This is a genomic window from Kitasatospora sp. NPDC094028 (genome assembly GCF_049543595.1).
Lineage (GTDB): Bacteria > Actinomycetota > Actinomycetes > Streptomycetales > Streptomycetaceae > Kitasatospora.
The window spans coordinates 22,910-43,115 of sequence record NZ_JBMVFA010000038.1; the positions used below are offsets into that span (position 1 = coordinate 22,910).

A 20,206-nucleotide genomic window follows, 5' to 3' on the forward strand; every position below is an offset into this window, starting at 1 on the left:
GGGGGGGGCTATCTGCAACCCTGCTCCGGCGCGGGGGGGCTCCCCCCCCCCCCCCGCCCCCCCCGCCCCCCGGGCCCCCCCCCGCCCGGGGGGGGGGGGGGGGCGGGGGGCGGACCGCGGTCGCAGAGACGTCCGAGCGGCGTCCGAGCGGCGTCTCAGCGCGGCTCGGACGCCGGGGGCCGGGGCGGGTTGACCCGGGCCTGCTGGGCGAGGAGGTCCGCGAAGGCCACGGTGAGGGCGTCGGGGCGGGTGCGGGTGTAGGCGGTGAGCACGCGGCGGATCGGGGGGTCGGGGCGGAGCAGGACGCCGTCGAAGTGGGGCGGGACGATGTCGGCCGGCACCAGCGCCGGGCCGAGCCCGGCCGCGGCCAGCAGGGGTGCGGCGGAGGTCTGTTCGGCGCGGACCGCCGCCCGGGGGCGGAACCCGGCCCGGGCGCAGACCTGGTCGAGCAGGTCGGCGAGGCCGTTGTCGGGGGCGTAGTGGACCCAGGCACGCTCGGTGAGTTCGGCGAGCGCGACGGAGGCGGCGGGGCGGTCGGCCAGCGGGTCGTCGGCGGAGACGACGACGGTGAACTCCTCGACGCCGAGCTCACGGATCGGCCCCTCCCAGCCCTCCGGCGCGGGGCCGATGCCGACGTCGGCGCGGCCCGCGGCCATCGCCTCCTGGAGCCGGTCCGCGTGCGCGTACTCGCGCAGCCGGATCCGGACGCCGGGGTGCCGGCGGCGCCAGGCCCGCAGGACCGGCGGCAGGAGGCCGAGACTGACCGAGTAGACGACGGCGACCTCCAGCTCGCCCTCCTCCAGGCCGGCCGCGCGCCCGGCCGCCACCGTCAGGCGTTCCGCCTCGGCCAGTGCGCCGCGGGCGTGCGGCAGGACGGCCCGGCCGGTCGGCGTCGGCCGCACCCCTCGCGGCAGGCGCTCCAGCAGCGCGCCGCCGAGCGTGCTCTCCAGCGCCCGGATCTGGTGGGACAGCGCGGGCTGGGTGACGTGCAACTGCTCGGCCGCGCGGGTGAAGGACCCGGTGTCGACGACGGTGACGAGGTATTCGAGCTGTCTGAGCGTGGGGGTCGCTGCCATGAGCGGAGTTTATCGGTGCGGTAGAGAACAAGCCTTGGACTCATGGCGGCCGGCCGGGAGAGGGTCGTGGTGTGGCCGCCGCGGGAAGCAGCGGGCGGCCGGATCCCCCGATGACTCGAAGGAGTACTCCCATGTCCGATGGCACCTCTCTGCAGGGCAAGCGGATCGTCGTGGTGGGCGCGGGTTCGCGCACCGGCCGCGCTCTGGCCGGGGCCGCTTCGGCCGCCGGCGCCGAGGTGGTGCTGGCCGGCCCGGATCCGCGCAAGCTGGAGTGGACGGCCGGCGAGCTGTCCGGGCCGTCCGAGGTGGTCGCGCTCGACCTCGCCGACGAGCGCTCGATCGCGGGCCTGGCCCGGGCGGCGGGCCGGTTCGACCACCTGGTGTCGACCGCCGCGATGCCCGCCAACGGCCCGCTGAAGGACCTCGAACTCGCGGACGTGCAGCGGGCGTTCGCCGCCAAGGTGATCGGTCCGCTGCTGCTCGCCAAGCACCTGGCCGGGCAGGCCTCCGACGGCGGCTCGTTCACCTTCTTCTCCGGCGTGGCCGCCTGGCGCCCGGCTCCCGCGCGCACGGTCATGGCCACTACCAACGGCGCGCTGGCGTTCCTGGTGCAGGCCCTGGCGGTGGAGATCGCGCCGGTCCGGGTCAACGCGGTGTCCCCCGGCATCGTCGACACCGGCTCCTGGGACGGCCTGGGCTCCGACAAGGAGGCGTTCCTGCGCGGGGTGGCCGAGCGCAATCCGGCCCGCCGCGTGGGCAGCACGGAGGACCTGGTCAAGGCCGTGCTCTACGCCATCGACAACCCGTACGTCACCGGCACGGTGCTGCACGTGGACGGCGGCGGCCGGCTCGCCTGACCTGGCGATCCGCCCGTCCGCTCCCGCCCGTCCGCTCCCGCCCGTCCGCTTCCGGGCCACCGATCCACTCACCCGATCCGAGGAGTAGCACCATGCGTTCGCGCACCCTGATCCGCACCGCCGTGGCCCTCGCGGCGGTGGCCGGCCTGGCGGCCGGCACCGCCTCGGCTGCGCCGGCCCGCGAGGACGACGGCCGGTCGTCCTCGACCGCCTGGCCGCAGCGGCTGATCGACCGCTCGCCCGACCTGGTCCAGCCGAAGGCGCTCACCGTCGACCGCTCGATCGGCGCCCGGCGCGCGGCCCAGGAGGTCCACCTGGCCCAGCAGTTGTACACGTTCTGGAACACCGGTCGGCAGCGGTACCTGGACGCGGCCGTCGACCCGCGGTTCCGGGACAACACGCTGCCGGCCGGCCGCCCGCAGGGCCCCGCCGGCCCGGCCGCCGCCTCGAAGACCTTCCGGGCCGCCGTGCCGGACCTGACCTGCGAGCTGGCCGACGTGCTGGTCACCGGCGACCGGATCACCGCCCGGCTGGTCTTCCGCGGCCACTTCACCGGGACGTTCGACGGCACCCGGGGCCAGGGTCAGAACGTCGAGTTCAACGCCATCGACATCCAGCACGTCGGCACCGACCGGATCGTCGAGGACTGGCACATCGAGGACAACGCGGCGTTGCTGGCCCAACTGGGCGTCCGCGGCTGACGGCTGGCGGTCGACGCTCGTCGGCCGCCGGGGCGCGTGGACGGGGCCGTGGGGGCCGGCGCGGGGCCCGCCCCCCCCCCCCCCCCGCCCCGGGACCCGGGGGGCGGGGGGGGGCCCCCCGGGGGGGCCCCCCCCGCCCGGCGGGGGGGGGGGGGGGGGGGGGGGGGGGGGGGGGGGGGGGGGGGGGGGGGGGCGGGCGGGGGGGGGGGGGGGGCGGGGGGGGGGGGGGGGGGGGGGGGGGGGGCGGCGGGGGGGGGGGGCGGGGGGGCCGGCGGGGGGGGGGGGGCCCCCCCCCCCACGGCCCCGTCCGCCGTGTCAGCTGTGCTTCCAGGTCACCGAGAAGGCGGATCCCCCGCTCAGTCCGGAGGTGGTGGCCTTGGTGGTGCCGCCGGAGGCCATGGTGATGTTGTCCGGGTTGAAGCCGCCCAGGCTCCGGCCGTTGACGGTGGCGCCGCTGAACGAGACCGAGCCGAAGTTGGAGAGCGGGAGCACCCCGGAGGAGCTCGACGGGGCCTCGGCGATCACCTCGGCGGAGGCGAGGGCGGCGCTCTTGAGGGACTTGTTGACGGTGTGGCTCCACCCGGCCGTGGTGTCCGAGAGGGTGAGCGTGAAGGAGCCGCTGCCGTTGGTGGTGACGCTCGCGGTGAAGTGGTCGCCCGGCCGCACGGTGCTGCTGAAGTTGGACGGGTACTGCGGGTACATCTCGTACCAGGCGGAGTACACCGGCGAGCCGTTCGAGCAGTCGGCCTCGGTGCCGGTCTGCTCGACGCTGTTGCTGCCGTCGCCGTCGAGGCCGACCCAGAAGCTGGACCAGGTGTTGCCGCCGGAGCAGGAGACGGCGGGCTGCACCCAGCTCGCGCTGACACTGGTGAACCGGGCGCCGGTGGCGGCGTAGCCGGCCCAGTTGCCGCTGCTGCTGTGCAGGAGACCGCCGCCGTGGTGGGCGAGCGGCGCCTGGACGAGGGTGGGGGCGGTGACGGCGACGGTCGGTGCGGCGGTGCCCAGGACGGTCAGCAGGGCGGTGGACACGGCGATGGTGTGCCGACGGGCTGCGGACATGGCTACTCCCTTGTGAGGGTGTGGAGTTGGCCGAGCGTCGACAAAGGTAGACCCGGAGCAGGAGCGCCGGTCGTTACGGGGAGATAACGAACCCGTGCGCTGTGTGTGACGGTCGGAGCCGAGTGGTGGTCAGCGCCGGTCGGGCGGGGCGAAGCTGAGGCGCAGTACAGAGCCGAGGGGGCGGATCTGATGTCCACAGCCATGCCGTCGCACGGTCCCGACAGCCACAGACCGCTCGGGCCGGGTGTGCCGGCCCGGGCGGGGAAGTTCTCGGTCGACCGCGCGGCGCGCGACCCGGGGAAGGACTACCGCTCCGACGCGGCCGGCCGGATCCTGCGCCGCGTCAGGGTCAAGCCCCACCACTTCCGCTGCGCGGGCGCCGCGGCCGTGCTCAAGGTGGCCGCCGAGGAGGGCTGGACGCTCGACCCCGCCTTTCCCGCCGACCCGCGGCGGACCCTGCACCTCTGCCGGCCCGACGACGGCCGCAGTCGGAAGACCTGAGACCGGACGCCGTCCGGCGAAACCCGCTGGTGAGCCGCGGGCGGGGGCCCGTAGACTCCCGTACTCGTGACCGACACCACCGACACCTCCGGTACCACTGGTACCGCCGGTACCACCGACACCACCGGAACCATCGTCGCGGCCGACGCCGCCGCGCCCGCGGGCGACGCCGGACTGATCGCCGCCGCCGTGGCCGCCGCCGGGCGGGGCCTGGTCGAACGCGAGACGGTGGCCGAGGTGGTGGCGCTGTGCGCCGTCGCCGGCGAGCACCTGCTGGTGATCGGCGCCCCCGGTACGGCGAAGTCGGAGGCCGTGCGGCGGGTCGCCGGGCAGCTCGGCGGCCGGTACTTCGAGTACCTGCTCGGCCGGTTCACCGAACCCAACGAACTGTTCGGCCCGGTCGACCTGCGCCGGCTGCGCGAAGGCCGGGTCGAGTTCGAGACCGCCGGCATGCTGCCCGAAGCCGAGATCGCCTTCCTGGACGAGATCTTCCTCGGCTCCACGGCCGTCCTCAACACCCTGCTCGGCCTGCTCAACGAGCGCGTCTTCCGGCGCGGCCGCACGGCCCTGGCCAGCCCGCTGCGGATCTGCGTCGGCGCCGCCAACCACCTCCCCGAGGACCCGGCGCTGGCCGCCTTCGCCGACCGCTTCCTCGCCCGCGTCTTCGTCGAACCCGTCACCGACGCCCGGCTGGAAGAACTCCTGGAGGCCGGGCGCGGCGTCCGGCCCACCGCCCCCGACGCGCCCGCCGGCGACCTGCTCGGCGCCCTCGACCGGCTCGCCGACGCCGCCCGCAGCTGCGACCTCGCCCCCGTCACCGGCCTGCTCGGCACCGCCCTGCGGCGGCTGCGCTCCGCCGGAATCCCGGTCAGCGACCGGCGGGCCGTCCGGTCCCAGAACCTCGTCGCGGCCGCCGCCGTCCTCGACGGCCGCGCCACCGCCACCGCCCGCGACCTGTGGGTGCTGCCGCTCATCGCCCCCACCGCCGACACCCAGGCCCTCGCCCGCGAAACCCTCGCCGACCTGATCGGCCGGGCCGCCAACCGCAGCCTCGCCCACACCGCCGAGGAGATGTCCCGCAGCGCCGCCGCCCGCGCCGAGCGGCTGATGCGCACCGGCGCGGCCCTCCTCGCCGAACACGGCGGCCTGCCGGACGGCCGCGACTCCCGGCTGCGCCTGGAGGCCGTGCTCCGCGAGATCGACGCCGGATTCGCCCCGACCGACCTGCCCGCCCCGCTCGCCGGCATCCGGGCGGGCCTGGTCGCGGTGGTCGCGCCCGCGTGACCGGCGTCCGACTCCGCTGGGAACGCCGCGAACCCCCGCTCCCCGCCACCGCCGTGCTCGCCCTCGGCCCCGCCGTCCCGGCCCTCGCCGCCGCCACCCGCGACCGGCTCCGGGCCGGCCACCGCCTCGTGGCCGCCACCGATGGCACCGCCCTGCTCGTCCTCGGCCCGGCCGAGGACCTGCCCTGGGCCGACGGCGCCCACTACCTCGGCCTGGACGGCCGCCTGCTGGTCCCGACCACCGCCCGCCCGCTGCCCGCCGCCGCCCTGTGGCGCTCCGCCCTCGGCGCGGCGGACGGTCAGCTCTGCGCCCTGGTGCCCGGCCACGGCCTGGTCGCGGACGTGCCGCCGCCGCTGACGGAGCCCGAGGCCCTGGCCGCCCTGCTCGGAGGAGCGGAATGAGCACCACCGGACACGTCGGCAGCGGCACCGCCCCGGGCGGTGTCCCGGAGGAAACGGTGCGCGGCGGGGCGACGAGGGGGTGGCGGCGGTGAGCGCCGTACTGGCGCCGTGGGCCGGGACGCTGGCCGCGCTGACGCCCGAACTGGCCTCCGCGCTGGGCCCGTTGCTGCGCCGCCTGGACCTGCTGATCGGCGAGCGCGAGCCCGTCGTCGAGGCGCAGGGCGAGCCGGACGGCTACGGCGGGCTGGCCCGGTCGGGCCCGCTGGAGCGGCTGTTGCCCTCCGAGTGGCTGCTCGCCGAGGAGTTCCCGGAGGAGTTCACCCGGCGCCACGCCGAGAACGAACTGCTGCATCTCGCCTCCGAGTTGCGCAGCACCACCAGCCGCGGCCGGGTGGTCGCCCTGGTGGAGGCCGGCCCGGCGCAGGCCGGGGCGGCGCGGCTGGTGCAGCTGGCGGCGCTGCTGGTGCTGCACCGGCGGGCGGCGGCTCGCGGCAGTGAGCTGGTGGTGGGGGTGCTGGGCGACGAGCCGGGGCGGCTGTTCGGCGGCGAGCCGGCCGAGTTGCTGCCGCGTTGGCTGAACGCTCGCCGCCCGACCGATCCGAGCGCCGAGGACGTCCGGCGGGCCGAGGGGGCGCTGGCCGCGGCCGACCGTGCCTGGCTGCTGGCGTCCCCGCGCCTGGCGGCCGAACTGCCCGCCCGGCAGCGGACCTTGACCAGCGAGGAGGCCGGCTGGAGCGCCGAGGGCGTCGGCCGGGTGCGGGTCCGGGGGGACGGCGGTGCGGGCGCCGAGCTGACGCTGCCGCCCGCGCCGCTCGCGGTGCGGACGCTGCGCGGGGCCGAGTTCCGCCGGGCCGGGACGGCGGCGACGTCCGCGGCGCTGCCCGTCACCGGGGGCGCGCTGCCGGTGTTCACCTCGGGCACCCGGGAGTTGCTGATGCGCGGGGCGGACGCCTCCGCGCTGCTGGCGGTCAAACTGGTGCGCCAGGGCGCGGGGGAGGGCAGCGGCCGGCCGCGCCGCCACGAGCTGCGCGGGCCGGTGGTGGCCGCCGCGCAGCACGGCCGGCGGCTGCTGGTGCTCTGCGTGGTGCGCGGACGCCTGGTGCTGGAGGTGATCGGCCGCCCGGTGGCAGACGGGGACGGCTACGCGGTGGACGCGGCGGCGGTGGGCCTGCCTCCGGTGGGCTCCGCCGGGTTCGCCGAGCTGACGGCGCGGCCGGTGCTGCCCGTCCTGCGCGAGGGCGACGACCTGCTGCTGCCGGTCGCGGGCCGGTGGCGGCGGATCGCGCCGGGCGGCGTGGTGACCGAGGACGGGCCGGTGGCGTCCACCGCGGGCGGGCGGCCGTTCCGGTTCGCGCGCGAGCCGCGGCTGTCGGACGTCGCGCTGCCGCCCGAGGCGGCGGACGCGGCCCAGGTGGTGCACGGCGCCGGGCTGGTCGGCTGGTCCGCGGACGGCCGGGAGTGGCGGCTGGACCACGAGCGGACCGGGCCCCGGACGATCGTCCTGCGCGACGAGGGCGCCGAGGTGATCGGGCTCGTCCAGGAGGCCGGCGAGCCCGTGCTGATCACCCGCACCGAGGCGGCCGGCCTGGTGCGGGCCGTCCGCCCGGACGGCGTGCGGACCCACACCGGCCTGTCCGGCGGCGCCGCCCCCGCCGTCCACCCGAGGCTGCCGCTGATCGTCGCCGAGCCGAGGCCCGGCGCCCTGGTGGTCGCGGACGCGGTGACCGGCAGGCACCACTTCACCCTCAGGAGCAGCGAATGACGAGCCCGACCCTGGACGCCGCCGGGTTCGTCCTCGACGTGCCGCTGATCGGTGCCGCGGAGGCCGCCGAGCGGGTGCTGGAGCACTGGCAGGACGGCGCGCGCCTGCTCGAAACGCCGGACGGGCGCTGGGTGCTGACGCTGCCCGAGCCGGTCCCGACCCGGCCCGACCGGGCCCCGGGCGAACCGCTGCGGGCGGTCGGCGACTCGCTGGTCGCCGCCGGCGCCGACGAGCGCACGCGCGACGGGGGAGACGTCGTCCTCGCCACCGGCGGCCTGACGGGCCGCCATCTCCTCGCCGGGATGCGGGTGGTGGACCCGGCGGGCTGGCTGGACCCGACCGGGATCGCCGTCCACCGGCTGGGCCCGGTCGGCGCCCCGACCGCGCCGGAGCCCGTCCAGGAGGACGACGGCCTGCGCCCGCCCGTCGTCGACCTGCGGGCCGCGGCGGGCGTCCGCGAGCGCAGCTCCTGGGCCGCCCGGCTGCTGGGCGAGCGCGGCCCGGAGCGCTCGACGGGCTCGAAGAGCCTGGCCGGCCGGCCGGGAGACCCGACGTACCCGCGGCGCCCCGCGGGGCGGCCGGAGGGCCCGGTCCGGCCGCACGCGCTGTTCCTCACCGCCGTGTTCGGCGGCGCCCTGCTGTATCTGCCGAGCGCCGTCGAGCGGGGCGAGGCCCGGGTCTGGAGCGTCCTCCCGGCCCTGATCGCGTCGAGCGTCGGCCTGGCCGTCCTCCCGTGGGCCAGGGCCCGGCGGAAGCGGAGGGCCGCCGCCCGGGCACCACGCCCCGCGACTCCGCAGCCGGCCGCCACCGCCGCGCAGCCGGCCGCCACGGCCCCGGCGGCCCGCCGGAAGGCGAGGGCGCTGGCCGTCGTCCCGCTGCTGCTGGTCACGCTCGCGCTGGTCGGCCTGGTGGTCCAGGGCCGCTCCGGCACGCTGCTGCTGGCGCTGCTGGTCGGCGTGGTGTTCGCCGCCCTGCTGCTCGTCCCGGCCGGCCCGGCCGCCTCGTCCGCCCCCTCCGCACCCGAACGCGGCCGCGCCGCACGGCAGTCCAGCGCCCCGGACGGCCCGCGGGCCGGTGGCGCCGCCCGCCGCCCGCGACGGCAGTGGCTGGTCCGGTTCACCCTGCGCAGCCCCGCCGGCGCCCTGTTCCAGCGCCGCCAGGCCCGTTACGTCGCCCGCCTCGCCCACTCCTTCCGGCAGCGCCGCTGGGAGGACGCGCTGCGCGACGCCGTCCGGCTGGCCGGGGACGCCGGGCGCGGGCCGGGCGGCCTGCTCGCCCTGCGCCTGCCCGCCCGGTTCCGCGGCGCGCTGCGCCCGGACCCGCAGGCGCCCACCGGCGCGAACGCCGTGCTGCCGATCAGCGGGCCCACCGTGCACGGCTTCCTCACCGACCTCTACCGGGAGGCCGCCGAGGCGCTGGAACGCGAGGAGCGGATCGACGAGGCCGCCTACGTCCTCGCCGACCTGCTGGCCGAACCCGCCGAAGCCGTCGCCCTGTTGGAGCGGCACGGCCGTGCCGGGCAGGCCGCCGAACTCGCCGAGGGCCGCGGGCTCCCGGCCGACCAGGTGGTCCGGCTGTGGTGGCGGGCCGGGCAGCGCGAGCGGGCGGTGCGGATCGCCCACCGCCGGGGCGCCTTCGCGGCCGCCGTCGAACGGCTCGCGGCCAGCGACCCGCAGTCCGCGCGCGAGCTGCGCCTCGCCTGGGCCGCGCACTGCCGCGAGTCCGGCGACCGGCTCGGCGCCGTCGACGCGGTCTGGCCGGATCCGGAGCTGCGCCCCACCGCCGTGCTCGACCTGCGGGAGGCCGTCCTGCTCGGCGGGGCGGCCCGCGGGCGGGCCCTCGTGCACCTGCTGGCGCTCGGCCCCGACGCGAGTGCCGTCGACGCGAGTGCCGCTGGCGCGAGTGCCGTCGACGCGCGGACCGCTGACGCGCGGACCGCTGACGCGCGGACCACCGCCGAGGTCGTCACCGCGCTCGCCCTGGCCTCCCTCGCCCCCGACGCCCCGGACAGCGAGCGGACCGCCGCCGTCACCGCGCTCGCCACCGTCGAGGCCGCCGACCCGACCGTCGACCGGCAGCTCGCCACCGCCGCCCTGCGCGCCGCCACCCGGGCCGGCGGGATCGGCGACGCGAGCGACACCGCGACCCAACGGGCCCGCCACGCCCGGCTGTCCCGGCGCGCCGACCCGCTGGCGGCCGCCGACCTGCCGAAGCCGCGCCGCACCGCGCCCGCCCCGGGGACCCCGCTGGAGGTCACCGCCGCCGACCGCCCCGGCACCCTGCCCGTCCTGGACGCGGCCCGGCTGGACTCCGGCGCGGTGCTGGTCGCCTGCGGCCACGCCGGGGTGCGGCTGCTCGGCCCGGACGGCCGCACCCGGGCCCGCTGGGACGTACCCGCCGATCAGCTGGTCCTCGCCGACCACGGCGGTTCGGCGCTGCTGGTCGCCCGCTACGGCGAGGTGCGCGAGATCGCCCGGCTCGACCTCGTCACCCGCGCGGTCGATCGCTGGACCAGCCTGCGGGTGCGCGCGCTCGCCCGCTCCTACGACGGCCGCCGGCTCGTCACCGTCGACCCGGACGGCGCGATCGCCGTGCTCGACACCCGCACCGCCCGCCCGACCGTGGTGCACCGCGAACTCGGCGGCGACCAGCGGCTCCTGGGCGGGATCGCCCGCACGCCGGACGGCTGCGCGGGGCTCGTGGACACCCGCCCGGAGCCCGGCTCGCACCGCGTCGAGATGACCGAACTGTGGCAGTGGGAGCAGCCGGACTGGACGCTGCGCGGCCGCTCGCACGTGAACCGCACCGGGCCGGACCGGCCGGGCCCGTACGTGGCGGACCTCGACGAGGCGGTGCTGCTCGCGGACGGCCGGCTGCTCGACACCGGCCCCGGGGCGACGGCGGACACCACCCTGGTCCGGGCGGTCGGGGACGGCCGGCTGGCCGAGCGGAGCGTGCGCGGCCGCGGCGTGCTGAGCGTGGACGGCACCCACTGGGCGTTCGCGGCGCGGCTGTCCGGCGGGCTGCACGTCACCCTCGGCGGCGGCACCCCCGGCGCGCCGCTCGTCGGCGGGTTCACCGCCGTCTTCCCCGGCGCGGACGGCTCGGCGGTCGGCCTGCGCCGGCACGGCGACGCGCTCACCTGCTGGCACCGCAGCGGCCGGCTGTTCGCCACCACCCCGGACGGCACCGCGCTGCTCGCCAACCTGCGGGTCACGACCGGGTCATGACCCGGCCCCGAGGTAGCGGCCGAGCAGCCCGTCCGCCGTCAGCATGGCCACGCCGCGCTCGGTGAGCCGGCGCTGCCAGCCGTCCAGGGCGGCGGCCAGCTCCGCGGTGCCGCCGGCCGCCCGCACCTGCCGGACCACGCCCGTGATCCGGGCCAGCGGGTAGCCGCCGCGCCGCAGCAGGTGGGCGAGTTCGGCGTCGCGCAGGTCGGGGGAGCGGTAGAGCCGGTGCCCGGTGGCCCGGTCGCGCGCCGGGGTCAGCACCCCGGCGGTCTCCCAGGCCCGCAGGGTCGCCGGGGTGAGGCCGAGGCGGTGCGCCAACTCGCCGATGCTGTGCGGGCGTCGGTCGTCGGACCGGTCCGGCGCGGGTGCCGCCCGCCCGGTCAGGTGGCCGACCGCCTCGCGGACGGCGGCCAGCGTCTCCCGGTCGCGCAGCAGCCGGGCGTGGCCCCGGTCGACGGCGGTCAGCGCCTCGTCGAGCCGGTCCGCGTGCACGGCGGTCATCACCTCGCCCGCCGTCGCGTGCCCGTACGCCGCGACGAGTGCGAGGTGGGCGCGCAGCGCGGCCGCGTGCCGCTCGGTGTAGATCCGGTAGCCGCCGGCCGTGCGGGCGGCGGGCGGCAGGAAGCCGTCCCGCTCGTAGTTGCGCACGGCCTGGGTCGAGATGCCGTGCTCGCGGGCGAGGTCGGCCGGGCGCATCAAAACCCCCGTTTGAGACTTCTTGGACAGAAAAACGGGCTGGGACCGAAAAAGTCTCAACCGAGCCTTCAAGGATACGCTTGAGGTCCATGAACCGGGACTTCCACCACCTCCATGACCTCCTCACCCCCGACTGCGGCGTGCTGGCACTCGGCGAGCCCACCCACCAGGAGCCCGCCTTCGGGTGGATCCGCAACGAACTCCTGTTCCACCTCGCCGAGCGGGGCTTCCGGTCGGTCGCCCTGGAGACCGACCGGATCGCCGCCCTCGCCGTCGACGACTTCGTCCGGCACGGCACCGGGACCCTGGACGCGGTGATGGCGACGGGCTTCAGCCACGGCTTCGGGGAACTCGACGCCAACCGGAGCCTCGTCGCCCGGCTGCGCGCGCACAACGCGCAGCGGCCGCCCGCCGAGCGGGTGGCCTTCCACGGCTTCGACGCGCCGACCGAGAACACCACCGCCCCCAGCCCCCGCCGCTACCTCGAACACGCCCGCGACTACCTGCGGTCGGACCTCGACGTGGCCGCGCTCACCGGCCCCGACGAGCGCTGGCACCGCACCGAGGCGATCCTCGATGCGGCCGCCTCGCCCGGCGCCTCGTCCGAGGCGCAGCGGCTGCGCGTCCTCGCCGACGACCTGCTGAACCAGCTGCACGAACGCGCGCCCGGCCTGATCGCGGCCGGCTCGTACACCGCATGGGTCCGGGCCCGCGCCCACCTGACCACCTGCCTCGGGCTGTTGCGCTACCACGCCCAGGCGGCCGTCCCCGGCCTGGAGCAGGGCACCCGGATCTCCCGGCTGCTCGCCAGCCGGGACACGCTGATGGCCCGCAACCTGCTGGAGATCCGCGAGGTCGAGGCCCGGCGCGGGCCCACCCTGGTGTTCGCCCACAACGAGCACCTGAAGCGGTCCCCGAGCGCCTGGTCACTGGGGGAGCTGCGCACGGACTGGACGGGCGCCGGCATGATCCTCGAACCGCTGCTCGCCGAGCGGTACGTCCTGGTGGCCGGCAGCCTGGGGCGCAGCCCGGCCCTCGACCTGCCCGAACCGGCCCCCGGCACCTTCGAGGCGGCGCTGCAACGCGTGGTCTCCGGCTGGGAGTTGACAGATCCGGCGGCGGCCGGGCGGACCGGTGCCCGCCGCACCGACACCCTCCCGCGCCAGGGCTACTTCCCGCTCGACCGGGAGCTCCTGGACGGCGCCGACGCGCTGCTGCACGTCGCGGACGGTGCGGCCGTGGCGCGGGCGCTCGGCTGACGTCCGCCCGGTCGGCTGACGTCCGCCCGACCGGCTGACGTCAGCCGACCGGCCCGAGGACCCTAGCCGAGCCGGATGCGTCGGATCAGCTGGTCGCGGTGGTCGCGGAGCCGGAGGCGCAGGGGACTCGCCGCCGCGACCGGCGTGGCCGGGGTCTTCGGCGGCCGGGGCCCGTGGCGGCCGGTCAGCTCCCACCACACCACCTCCGGATCCGCCCTGGACCGGACGGCCCAGAAGATCTCCAACCGGTCGGCGTGCGGCCCGAGTCGGGCGTTGTCCTCCGCGTCGGGCAGCAGGCGGAGCCCGGACCACCGCGGCGAGGCCACCGCCAGCGGCCTGCCGTCGCCCCGGCCGTAGCCGAGATAGGCGACCCAGCACGAGGTGCCGAAGTGCAGCAGGTAGCCGACGGACTGCTCCAGCACGTCCGCCACCGCCTCGCCGTCGGCCGCCTCCCAGACGGCCTCGTGCGGGGAGTCGCAGTCGTCGGCCATGCAGACGCTCGCGCGCGTCAGTACGACTCTCATGCCGACCACCCTAACCGATTATCGTCAAAATGACGAGAATAAAGAACTCGCCTGCGCAGCAAAGGAGTCCCCCGTCACCCACCCCCTCATCCGATCGCGACCACCCGCGCCCAGGCCGGCGGCGCGTCCGGCCGGTAGTCCGGGTCGTGCTCCCGCACCCGCTGCGGCCGGGCGAACAGGCCGACCACCGTCCGGCAGGGCGGCCGTGCCTCCGGCCACGGGGTCTGCCCGTCGGTCAGCACCACCACGGCGTCCGGCGCCGGACGGGCCCGCAGCGCCGCCGCGAAGCCCGTCCGCAGGTCCGTCCCGCCACCGCCGACCAGCTCGATGCCCGCACTCGCGCACACCTGCTGGACGGACTGCGCGGCCGCGTCGCAGGAGACCACCGACACCTGGTCCCGGCGGCCGCCGACCGCCCGGTCGATCGCCGCGACCTCCAGCAGCGCGCTGCCCAGCTCCGCGTCCGAGACCGACCCCGAGGTGTCGACCACCACCGCCACCCGGGGCGGGCGGCGCCGCAGGCTCGGCAGCACCACGCCCGGCAGCCCGGCCGAGCGCCGGGCCGGCCGGCCGTAGCTGTAGTCGTCCCCCGCCCCCGCGCCGGCCAGCGCCGACCGCAGCGCCGCCCCCAGCAGCTCCCGCCACCGCTGCGGCGGGTGGACCACCTCCTCGGCCCAGCGCCGCCAGCCCCGCGGGGTGTCGCCCGGGCTGGCCCGGATGCCCTCGGCGACCCGGAAGCGCACCGCGTCCCGCTCCTGCGGACTGAGGCCGTGCGCGCCGTCCGGGCCCAGCTCCCACGGCCGCGCCAGCCCGTCCGCGCCGCTGCCGCAGTCCAGCCAGGCGAGCAGCGGGTCGGTCGGGTCGAACTGCCACTCCCGCAGGTAGTCCTCCATCAGCCGCCCCTCGGGCAGGTTTAGCCGGGACGGGAAGACGGCGCCGCTCGGCGTCGCCAGGCCGTCGCCGTACACGTCGTCGTTGATCTCGCAGTCGGCGGCGATGTTCATCCGCAGCCGGACCCCCGGGCCCTCCAGGCCGAGCCGGCGCGCCAGCCGGTCGCCGCGCCCGTGGTGGTCGCGCAGCAGGTGCGACACCTCGTGCACCCACACCCCGGCCAGCTCCTCCACCGGGGTGCGGTCGACGAACACCGGCGAGGCGTAGCAGCGCCAGTGCACGTCGACGGCCATCGTCGGCACCCGCCGGGACTCGACCAGGTGCAGCGCGAACAGCGCGGTCGCCAGGTACGGGCGGGCCCGGGTCGCCAGCAGCCGGGCGGCGTACAGCTTCCCGACGTCCAGCGGCTTCCCGGCGTCCACCGGCTTACCGCCGTCCAGCCCCCGGGCGCTCACCGGCGGCCCCGCGCCGGACGGGCGACGGCGGCGGCCGCGAGGTCGGCCCGGCGGGACAGCGCCACCGCCGGGGCCAGCCGCTCGATCGCCGCCGGCACCTCCCAGTCCTCCCGGCGCAGCGCCGCCAGCGTGGTCGCCGGGACGACCAGCAGATCCGGCGCGCCCGTCTCCAACGCCCGCACCAGCAGCGCCCACGCCGCGTCCCACCGCGCCCGCTGCGGCCGGCTGCGCACCGCCGCCACCACCGCGTCCAGCACCGCCTGGCGCAGGTCCCCGCGCTCGGGCAGCGCCGCGCCCGCCGGATCCGCCAGCAGGTCCTCCGGATCCGGCAGGTCCATCCGGTCCATGTGGGCCATCAGCTCCAGCCCCGGGCCGTCCCCGACCGTGCCCCGCACCAGCAGCGACAGCACCTCCCGGGAGGAGCCGGCCGCCGTCGCGAAGGCGACCAGCCGCAGCGTCATGTCCCAGCTGCGCGGCGACGGCCAGGCGCCACCGCGCCGGGTCTCGCCGCTCGGCAGCCGGTGCACCAGCTCGGGGCGGACCGCCAGCAAGCCGCACACCGCGCGCCGGGCCAGCGCGACCGCGCCCGCCAGCGCGTCCGGGGCGAGCCACGGCAGGGTGGCCACCGGCCAGGTGCCGCCCAGCCCGCGCACCACCACCTCGTGGTCGTGCACCCACGACAGGTGGACGAACCGGTTCGCCAGCGGCGGGCTCAGCTCCCACCCGTCGGCGGCCGAGGCCCGCGGGTTCGCGGCGGCCACGATCCGTACGCCCGGCGGCAGTCGCAGCGCGCCGATGCGCCGCTCCAGGACCAGCCGCAGCAGCGCGGCCTGCACGGCGGGCGGCGCGGTGGACAGCTCGTCCAGGAACAGCAGGCCGCGCCCGGCCCGGACCAGCCGCACCGCCCAGTCCGGCGGCGCCAGCGGCACGCCCTGCCGCGCAGGGTCGTCGCCGACGACCGGCAGCCCGGAGAAGTCCGAGGGCTCGTGGACGCTGGCGATCACCGTGGTCAGCGGCAGCTCCAGGGCGGCGGCGAGCTGGTTGAGCGCGGCGGTCTTGCCGATGCCCGGCTCGCCCCACAGCAGGACGGGCAGGTCGGCGGCGACGGCCAGGGTCAGCGCCTCCAGCTGGGTGTCGGGGCGTGCTTCGGTGTCGAACTCGCCGAGCAGGCCGAGGAGTCGGTCGGCGACGTCGAGACGGGCGGCGGGGTGCGTGGGTGTGGACGCGGGCATGGGTGATCACCTCGTGGCGTAAGGGACGTCAGGGGAGCGAGCGGCAGGGGAGTGAGGAAGGAGGAAGGGGCGCTTCAGCGCGGGAGGGTCTGGCGTGGGTGCGAGCGGTGGTCCTTCGGCCGGCGGCGCAGCGCGACGCCGGCCGGCCCCGGCGTGGCCAGGCCGGCGCGGTAGGTCTCGTACCGGCCGCGCCGTTCCTCGATCGCGGCCAGGGCGTCCCGCAGCGGGCCCTCGCGCAGCCGTGCCCGCGGGCCGAGCACGGCCTCGACCGCCGCGAGCGCGCCGTCCACGTCGCCGTGGTCCAACCGCTCGCGCAGGCCCGCGAGTTCGTGCGGACGGCGGTGCGCCCGCTCGACGGCCTGAAGGCAGGGCAGCGGGGTGCCCGACAGGGCGATCAGCAGTTCCTCGCGGCGCAGCTCCGCGGGGTCGTGGTCGAGCGGGGTGAGCACCCCGTCGACCAGGCCGATCCGGTGAACTGCCCCCCGGCAGTCCACCAGTTCCGGCCCGCCCGGGCCGTGTGGTCGGCCGGGCCCGCGCGCGTGCCCGGGGGCCAAGGCCCGTGCCACCAGCGGGTGCAGGGACTCCGGCCCGAGCGTGCCGGACCGCAGCAGCGCGAGGTCGGGCGGCACCCAGGTCGCCGCGTCGGGCAGCAGCGGCAGGCCGCGGGCCTGCGCGGCCTCGCCGACCGGACGGACCGCCCCGGCCCCGGCCGCGCCGGGTTCCAGCAGCAGCATCCGCCGGCGCCCGAGCCGCACCGCGACCGGCCCGCCCGGGCGCCCCTCGGCGCGCAGCAGCAGCTCGGCCTCGGCGGCCCACCGGTCGACCGCAAAGGGCCGAGCGGTCGGCTCGACCTCCGCCGCCGACAGACCCGTTGGGCCTCCGGCGCCGGCCCGGACCGCGAACTCCCCGCTGCGCCCGGCGTCCCACAGGTGCCGGTGCAGGTCGAAGCGGAAGCGCCGACTCGGGTGCGGGTGCGGGTGCGGCGAACCGCCGTCCACGGAACGGTCCCAGAGCGCGAGGCCGATCCGCTGCCCGAAGTCCGCCCAGGCGGGCGGCGTCCGGGCCACCAGCACCACCGGGCGCTCACCCGGGTAGCGGGCCAGCGGCACGGTCAGCCCCGGCCGCAGCAGCCCGTCCGGGGCGGTCCGCGGCAGGTGCCAGCGCAGCAAGTCCGGTGCGAGACGGTGCAGATCGGCCAGCAGCCGGTCGGCGAGCTCGCGGCCGTGGGCGCGGACGACGTCCCGGATCCGGAAGTCGAGGTCCACGCGGGCGGCGGTACAGGCCCCGACCCAGTCGCCGGACAGGCGGCGGTCGGTGGCGGTCTCGATCAGGGCGGGCGATACGGCGAACTCGCGTACGTGCCGCCAGAAGGAGAGGTGGGAGGTGTCCCCGTGCGCGGTGTGAGTGGCCATCAGCACTCACCTTGCGCGGACGGGACCCCCAATCTGAGAACATCGTGAGTGGTCATCGCCGGGGAGCATAGCCCCTGGCGCGGCCCGTCCGCCAGGCCGTTCCCCGCAGGCCCCGGGGCCAAAGGCCCGCCCGAACCTCACCGGGGGAGCACCGGAGGAGCGCCGGAGGAGTGCCGGCGGAACGCCGGAGAATCGGACGACCGGGCCCGTCCGAACCGCCAACACCCCTGCCGAATGGCCGATTTCAGCCCCCGCGGCGACGCGGGCGCTCGCGGCGCGGGCCCACCGCCGCGCACACTGTCCGTACCCGGAAAGCACCGACCGCAGGGGGTGGCCATGGCCGTACGAGCAGGCAGGCGCAAGGCAGGGCGAAGGCTCCGGACGGCGATCGGCGCGCTCGCCGTCGCCCTCGCGGCGGGAACGGCGGTGGGCCTGCCCGCGGCGGAGGCGGAGGCGGCGGGCGGCAAGGTCGTCTACCTGACCTTCGACGACGGCCCCAGCACCGCCTACACCCCGAAGGTCCTCGCCCTCCTCGACCGCTACGGCGTGCGCGCCACCTTCTTCGAGATCGGCCAGAACGTCTCCGCCCACCCCGGCCTGACCGGCCAGGTCGCCCGGCGGGGCCACAGTGTGCAGAACCACTCCTGGTCCCATCCGGACCTGCGCAAACTCTCCGGCTCCGCCTTCGCCTCCCAGGTGGGCGACACCGACCGGGCGATCCGCGCGCAGACCGGCCGCACCCCGTCCTGCCTGCGCCCGCCGTACGGCGCCGTCAACGCGACCGTGCGCTCCCGGGCCGCCGCCGCGGGCAAGCAGGTCGTGCTCTGGTCGGTGGACCCGCAGGACTGGGCGCGCCCCGGCACGGCGGCGATCCAGTCACGGGTGCTGCGCGCCGTCCGCCCGGGATCGGTGATCCTGCTGCACGACGGCGGCGGCGACCGCAGCCAGACCGTCGCCGCGCTGCCGACGATCCTGTCCACCCTGAAGGCGCGCGGCTACACCTTCGCCGTCCTCTGCGGCTGACCCGCCCGGCCGGCTCCGGGCAACGCGAAGGGGCGGGGTACGGCAGCTGCCGTACCCCGCCCCTTCGCGGAGTCTCACGTGCCCGACGTGCGGGGCGGCCGGGTCAGTTGAGGGCTGCGAGGGCGGCCTCGTAGTTCGGCTCGTCGGCGATCTCGCCGACCAGCTCGGTGTGCAGGACGGTGTCGTTCTCGTCGAGGACGACGACGGCACGGGCGGTCAGACCGGCGAGCGGGCCGTTCGCGATCGCGACGCCGTAGGTGTTGTGGAAGTCGCGGCCGCGCAGGGTGGAGAGGGTCTTGACGTTTTCCAGGCCCTCGGCGCCGCAGAAGCGGGCCTGCGCGAACGGCAGGTCGGCCGAGATGCACAGCACCACGGTGTTGTCCAGCGTGGAGGCCTTCGAGTTGAAGGCGCGCACCGAGCTGGCGCAGGTGGGGGTGTCGATGCTCGGGAAGATGTTCAGGACCTTGCGCTTGCCCGCGAAGTCCTTCAGCGAGGTGTCCGCGAGGCCCTCGCCGACCAGGGTGAACGCGGGGGCCTGGCTCCCGGCGGCGGGCAGCGAGCCGCCGATCTCGATGGGGTTCCCCTTCAGCGTGACCTGAGCCATGAACTCTCTCCTACCAGCATCGGTAAACGGGCGCGGCGATTGCCAGCCGCCGCCGATCCTACCGTCCGCCGTGCCCGCCCGGGGGCGGCTCGGGTTCCGTCCGCCGCGGCGCACGGGAAACGTCACGGACGGGAAACGTGACGGACGGGAAACACGGCGCACGGGAAACGCGAGGGAGGGGAAACGCGGCGCGCGGGAAGACGGGACGCACGGGAAAGGAGTGCACGGATCCGGCCGCGCGGCCGCTGACCTGGCAGGCCCCTAAACGGCACGACCGTGCGGCGTCCTGCTCTTCGCCGTTCCTGGTCCTGTTCCTGCCAGGCGAGCGGAATAGCGTTGTGACCTCGGAGCCGACGCTGTAAACACTTTCCAATGACGTTACTCGCTTACATCGCCTGCGGAGCGGCCCCGGCGGCCGCCGTCGATCGTCTGCCGACCGTGCCGGTCCGGCGGGCGCGAAGAGGCGTGCGCAGATCCTGACCCCGACCGCCGCGAGGCCGGCCGAGGGTGGGCCCCGAGCCCCAGTCGACCGTCCACCGCCCGGAATTCACCGCCACCCGTCCCTCGACCAGGAATCCACTCATGACATCCTCCACCTCCATCGGCCGTCGTCCCACCGTGACGTCATGAACGCGCGGGAACCCGGACTCCGGGAACAACGGAAGGCACGGGTCCGACGCTCCATCCAGGACCACGCACTGGCACTGTTCGTCGAGCGCGGCTTCGACGGGACCACCGTCGCGGACGTCGCGCGCGCGGCGGAGGTGTCCTCCGTGACGGTCTTCCGGCACTTCCCGACCAAGGAAGACCTCGTCTTCAGCGGCGAGTTCGACCCCGTGCTGGCCCAGCGGGCCGCGGCACGCCCGGTGGCCGAGGGGCCGATGCGGCGGATCGCCGGCGCCCTGGTGGAGAGCATGCAGGACGCCACCGAGGCGCAGCGGCGGATGCTGCTCACCCGCACCCGCCTGGGAAACGTCACCCCCGCGCTGCGGGCCCGGAACCTGCACAACCACTACCTCATCCAGCGGGCCTTCGTCGAGGCGCTGCGCAGCGAAGGGGCCGGCCCGGAGGAGGAGTTCCGGCTGACCGTGGCCGCCGGCGCCTGTCTGGCCGCCGCCGGGGCGGCGCTCGTCCACTGGGCGGAGGAGTACGGGGTGTCGGACCCGGTCGAGCTGGTCGACCGCGCCCTGGCCATCGTCACGGCCGGCGCGGACTCCGTGGACGGCGCCCCGGCGTAGC

The 20,206-nt window shown here is 77.1% G+C and carries 18 protein-coding genes; 10 read left to right on the forward strand and 8 right to left on the reverse strand.

Annotated elements, in window-relative coordinates; genetic code table 11:
* Nucleotides 1-155 precede the first annotated feature (155 nt).
* Nucleotides 156-1,076: a LysR family transcriptional regulator gene (locus ACPC54_RS35525; RefSeq protein ID WP_498970703.1), complete on the reverse strand. Its 921-nt coding sequence runs from the start codon at nucleotides 1,074-1,076 to the stop codon at nucleotides 156-158.
* A 131-nt stretch (nucleotides 1,077-1,207) separates the two neighbouring features.
* Between ACPC54_RS35525 and ACPC54_RS35530 the strand changes: the two genes are divergently transcribed.
* Nucleotides 1,208-1,933: an SDR family oxidoreductase gene (locus ACPC54_RS35530; protein ID WP_498970705.1), complete on the forward strand. Its 726-nt coding sequence runs from the start codon at nucleotides 1,208-1,210 to the stop codon at nucleotides 1,931-1,933.
* 92 nt (nucleotides 1,934-2,025) lie between these two features.
* Nucleotides 2,026-2,634 carry an ester cyclase gene (locus ACPC54_RS35535; RefSeq protein ID WP_498970707.1) on the forward strand — a complete coding sequence of 203 codons (609 nt, stop codon included), beginning with the start codon at nucleotides 2,026-2,028 and terminating at the stop codon, nucleotides 2,632-2,634.
* 315 nt (nucleotides 2,635-2,949) lie between these two features.
* Here ACPC54_RS35535 and ACPC54_RS35540 read toward each other — a convergent pair whose 3' ends face one another.
* Nucleotides 2,950-3,693 (reverse strand): G1 family glutamic endopeptidase, encoded by a 744-nt coding sequence (locus tag ACPC54_RS35540; protein WP_498970709.1) that lies wholly within the window; start codon nucleotides 3,691-3,693, stop codon nucleotides 2,950-2,952.
* Between the two features lie 189 nt (nucleotides 3,694-3,882).
* Here ACPC54_RS35540 and ACPC54_RS35545 point away from each other — a divergent pair, with 189 nt between their 5' ends.
* The 5 genes from ACPC54_RS35545 (at nucleotide 3,883) to ACPC54_RS35565 (ending at nucleotide 10,871) form a co-directional block, all read left to right on the forward strand.
* Nucleotides 3,883-4,194, forward strand: coding sequence for a hypothetical protein (locus tag ACPC54_RS35545; protein ID WP_498970711.1), 312 nt, complete (start codon nucleotides 3,883-3,885; stop codon nucleotides 4,192-4,194).
* 66 nt (nucleotides 4,195-4,260) lie between these two features.
* The gene (locus ACPC54_RS35550; protein WP_498970713.1) at nucleotides 4,261-5,478 is read left to right on the forward strand and encodes an AAA family ATPase; all 1,218 of its coding nucleotides are present in this window, start codon (nucleotides 4,261-4,263) and stop codon (nucleotides 5,476-5,478) included.
* On the forward strand, nucleotides 5,475-5,879 hold the full coding sequence (locus ACPC54_RS35555; RefSeq protein ID WP_498970715.1) for a bpX5 domain-containing protein: 405 nt from the start codon (nucleotides 5,475-5,477) through the stop codon (nucleotides 5,877-5,879). The genes ACPC54_RS35550 and ACPC54_RS35555 overlap by 4 nt, the downstream gene beginning before the upstream one ends.
* A gap of 88 nt (nucleotides 5,880-5,967) precedes the next feature.
* Nucleotides 5,968-7,641, forward strand: a complete 1,674-nt coding sequence (locus tag ACPC54_RS35560; RefSeq protein WP_498970717.1) for a hypothetical protein — start codon at nucleotides 5,968-5,970, stop codon at nucleotides 7,639-7,641.
* Nucleotides 7,638-10,871: a bpX6 domain-containing protein gene (locus ACPC54_RS35565; RefSeq protein WP_498970719.1), complete on the forward strand. Its 3,234-nt coding sequence runs from the start codon at nucleotides 7,638-7,640 to the stop codon at nucleotides 10,869-10,871. Before ACPC54_RS35560 ends, ACPC54_RS35565 begins: the two co-directional genes overlap by 4 nt.
* Here ACPC54_RS35565 and ACPC54_RS35570 read toward each other — a convergent pair.
* On the reverse strand, nucleotides 10,866-11,567 hold the full coding sequence (locus ACPC54_RS35570) for a MerR family transcriptional regulator (RefSeq protein ID WP_498970721.1): 702 nt from the start codon (nucleotides 11,565-11,567) through the stop codon (nucleotides 10,866-10,868). The two genes, ACPC54_RS35565 and ACPC54_RS35570, sit on opposite strands and share 6 nt — an antisense overlap.
* A gap of 89 nt (nucleotides 11,568-11,656) precedes the next feature.
* Here ACPC54_RS35570 and ACPC54_RS35575 point away from each other — a divergent pair, with 89 nt between their 5' ends.
* Entirely contained in the window at nucleotides 11,657-12,826 is a 1,170-nt protein-coding gene (locus ACPC54_RS35575) for an erythromycin esterase family protein (protein WP_498970723.1), read from the forward strand.
* A 62-nt stretch (nucleotides 12,827-12,888) separates the two neighbouring features.
* On the opposite strand, the gene ACPC54_RS35580 is transcribed toward ACPC54_RS35575, so the two are convergent.
* The 4 genes from ACPC54_RS35580 to ACPC54_RS35595 all read right to left on the reverse strand — a co-directional run bounded on the left by ACPC54_RS35580 (nucleotide 12,889) and on the right by ACPC54_RS35595 (nucleotide 17,340).
* Nucleotides 12,889-13,350, reverse strand: a complete 462-nt coding sequence (locus tag ACPC54_RS35580; protein ID WP_498970725.1) for a hypothetical protein — start codon at nucleotides 13,348-13,350, stop codon at nucleotides 12,889-12,891.
* Between the two features lie 86 nt (nucleotides 13,351-13,436).
* Nucleotides 13,437-14,696: a vWA domain-containing protein gene (locus ACPC54_RS35585; protein WP_498970727.1), complete on the reverse strand. Its 1,260-nt coding sequence runs from the start codon at nucleotides 14,694-14,696 to the stop codon at nucleotides 13,437-13,439.
* Nucleotides 14,693-15,928 (reverse strand): AAA family ATPase, encoded by a 1,236-nt coding sequence (locus ACPC54_RS35590; RefSeq protein WP_498970729.1) that lies wholly within the window; start codon nucleotides 15,926-15,928, stop codon nucleotides 14,693-14,695. The genes ACPC54_RS35585 and ACPC54_RS35590 overlap by 4 nt, the downstream gene beginning before the upstream one ends.
* 74 nt (nucleotides 15,929-16,002) lie before the next feature.
* On the reverse strand, nucleotides 16,003-17,340 hold the full coding sequence (locus ACPC54_RS35595; protein WP_498970731.1) for a hypothetical protein: 1,338 nt from the start codon (nucleotides 17,338-17,340) through the stop codon (nucleotides 16,003-16,005).
* A 336-nt stretch (nucleotides 17,341-17,676) separates the two neighbouring features.
* On the opposite strand from ACPC54_RS35595, the gene ACPC54_RS35600 reads away from it, so the two are divergent.
* Entirely contained in the window at nucleotides 17,677-18,363 is a 687-nt protein-coding gene (locus ACPC54_RS35600) for a polysaccharide deacetylase family protein (RefSeq protein WP_498970733.1), read from the forward strand.
* Between the two features lie 103 nt (nucleotides 18,364-18,466).
* On the opposite strand, the gene tpx is transcribed toward ACPC54_RS35600, so the two are convergent.
* A complete protein-coding gene (tpx, locus tag ACPC54_RS35605; protein ID WP_498970735.1) occupies nucleotides 18,467-18,967 on the reverse strand; it encodes a thiol peroxidase in 501 nt (166 codons plus the stop codon).
* A gap of 626 nt (nucleotides 18,968-19,593) precedes the next feature.
* Here tpx and ACPC54_RS35610 point away from each other — a divergent pair.
* Nucleotides 19,594-20,205, forward strand: coding sequence for a TetR/AcrR family transcriptional regulator (locus ACPC54_RS35610; protein ID WP_498970737.1), 612 nt, complete (start codon nucleotides 19,594-19,596; stop codon nucleotides 20,203-20,205).
* The last annotated feature ends 1 nt before the right edge of the window (nucleotide 20,206 follow it).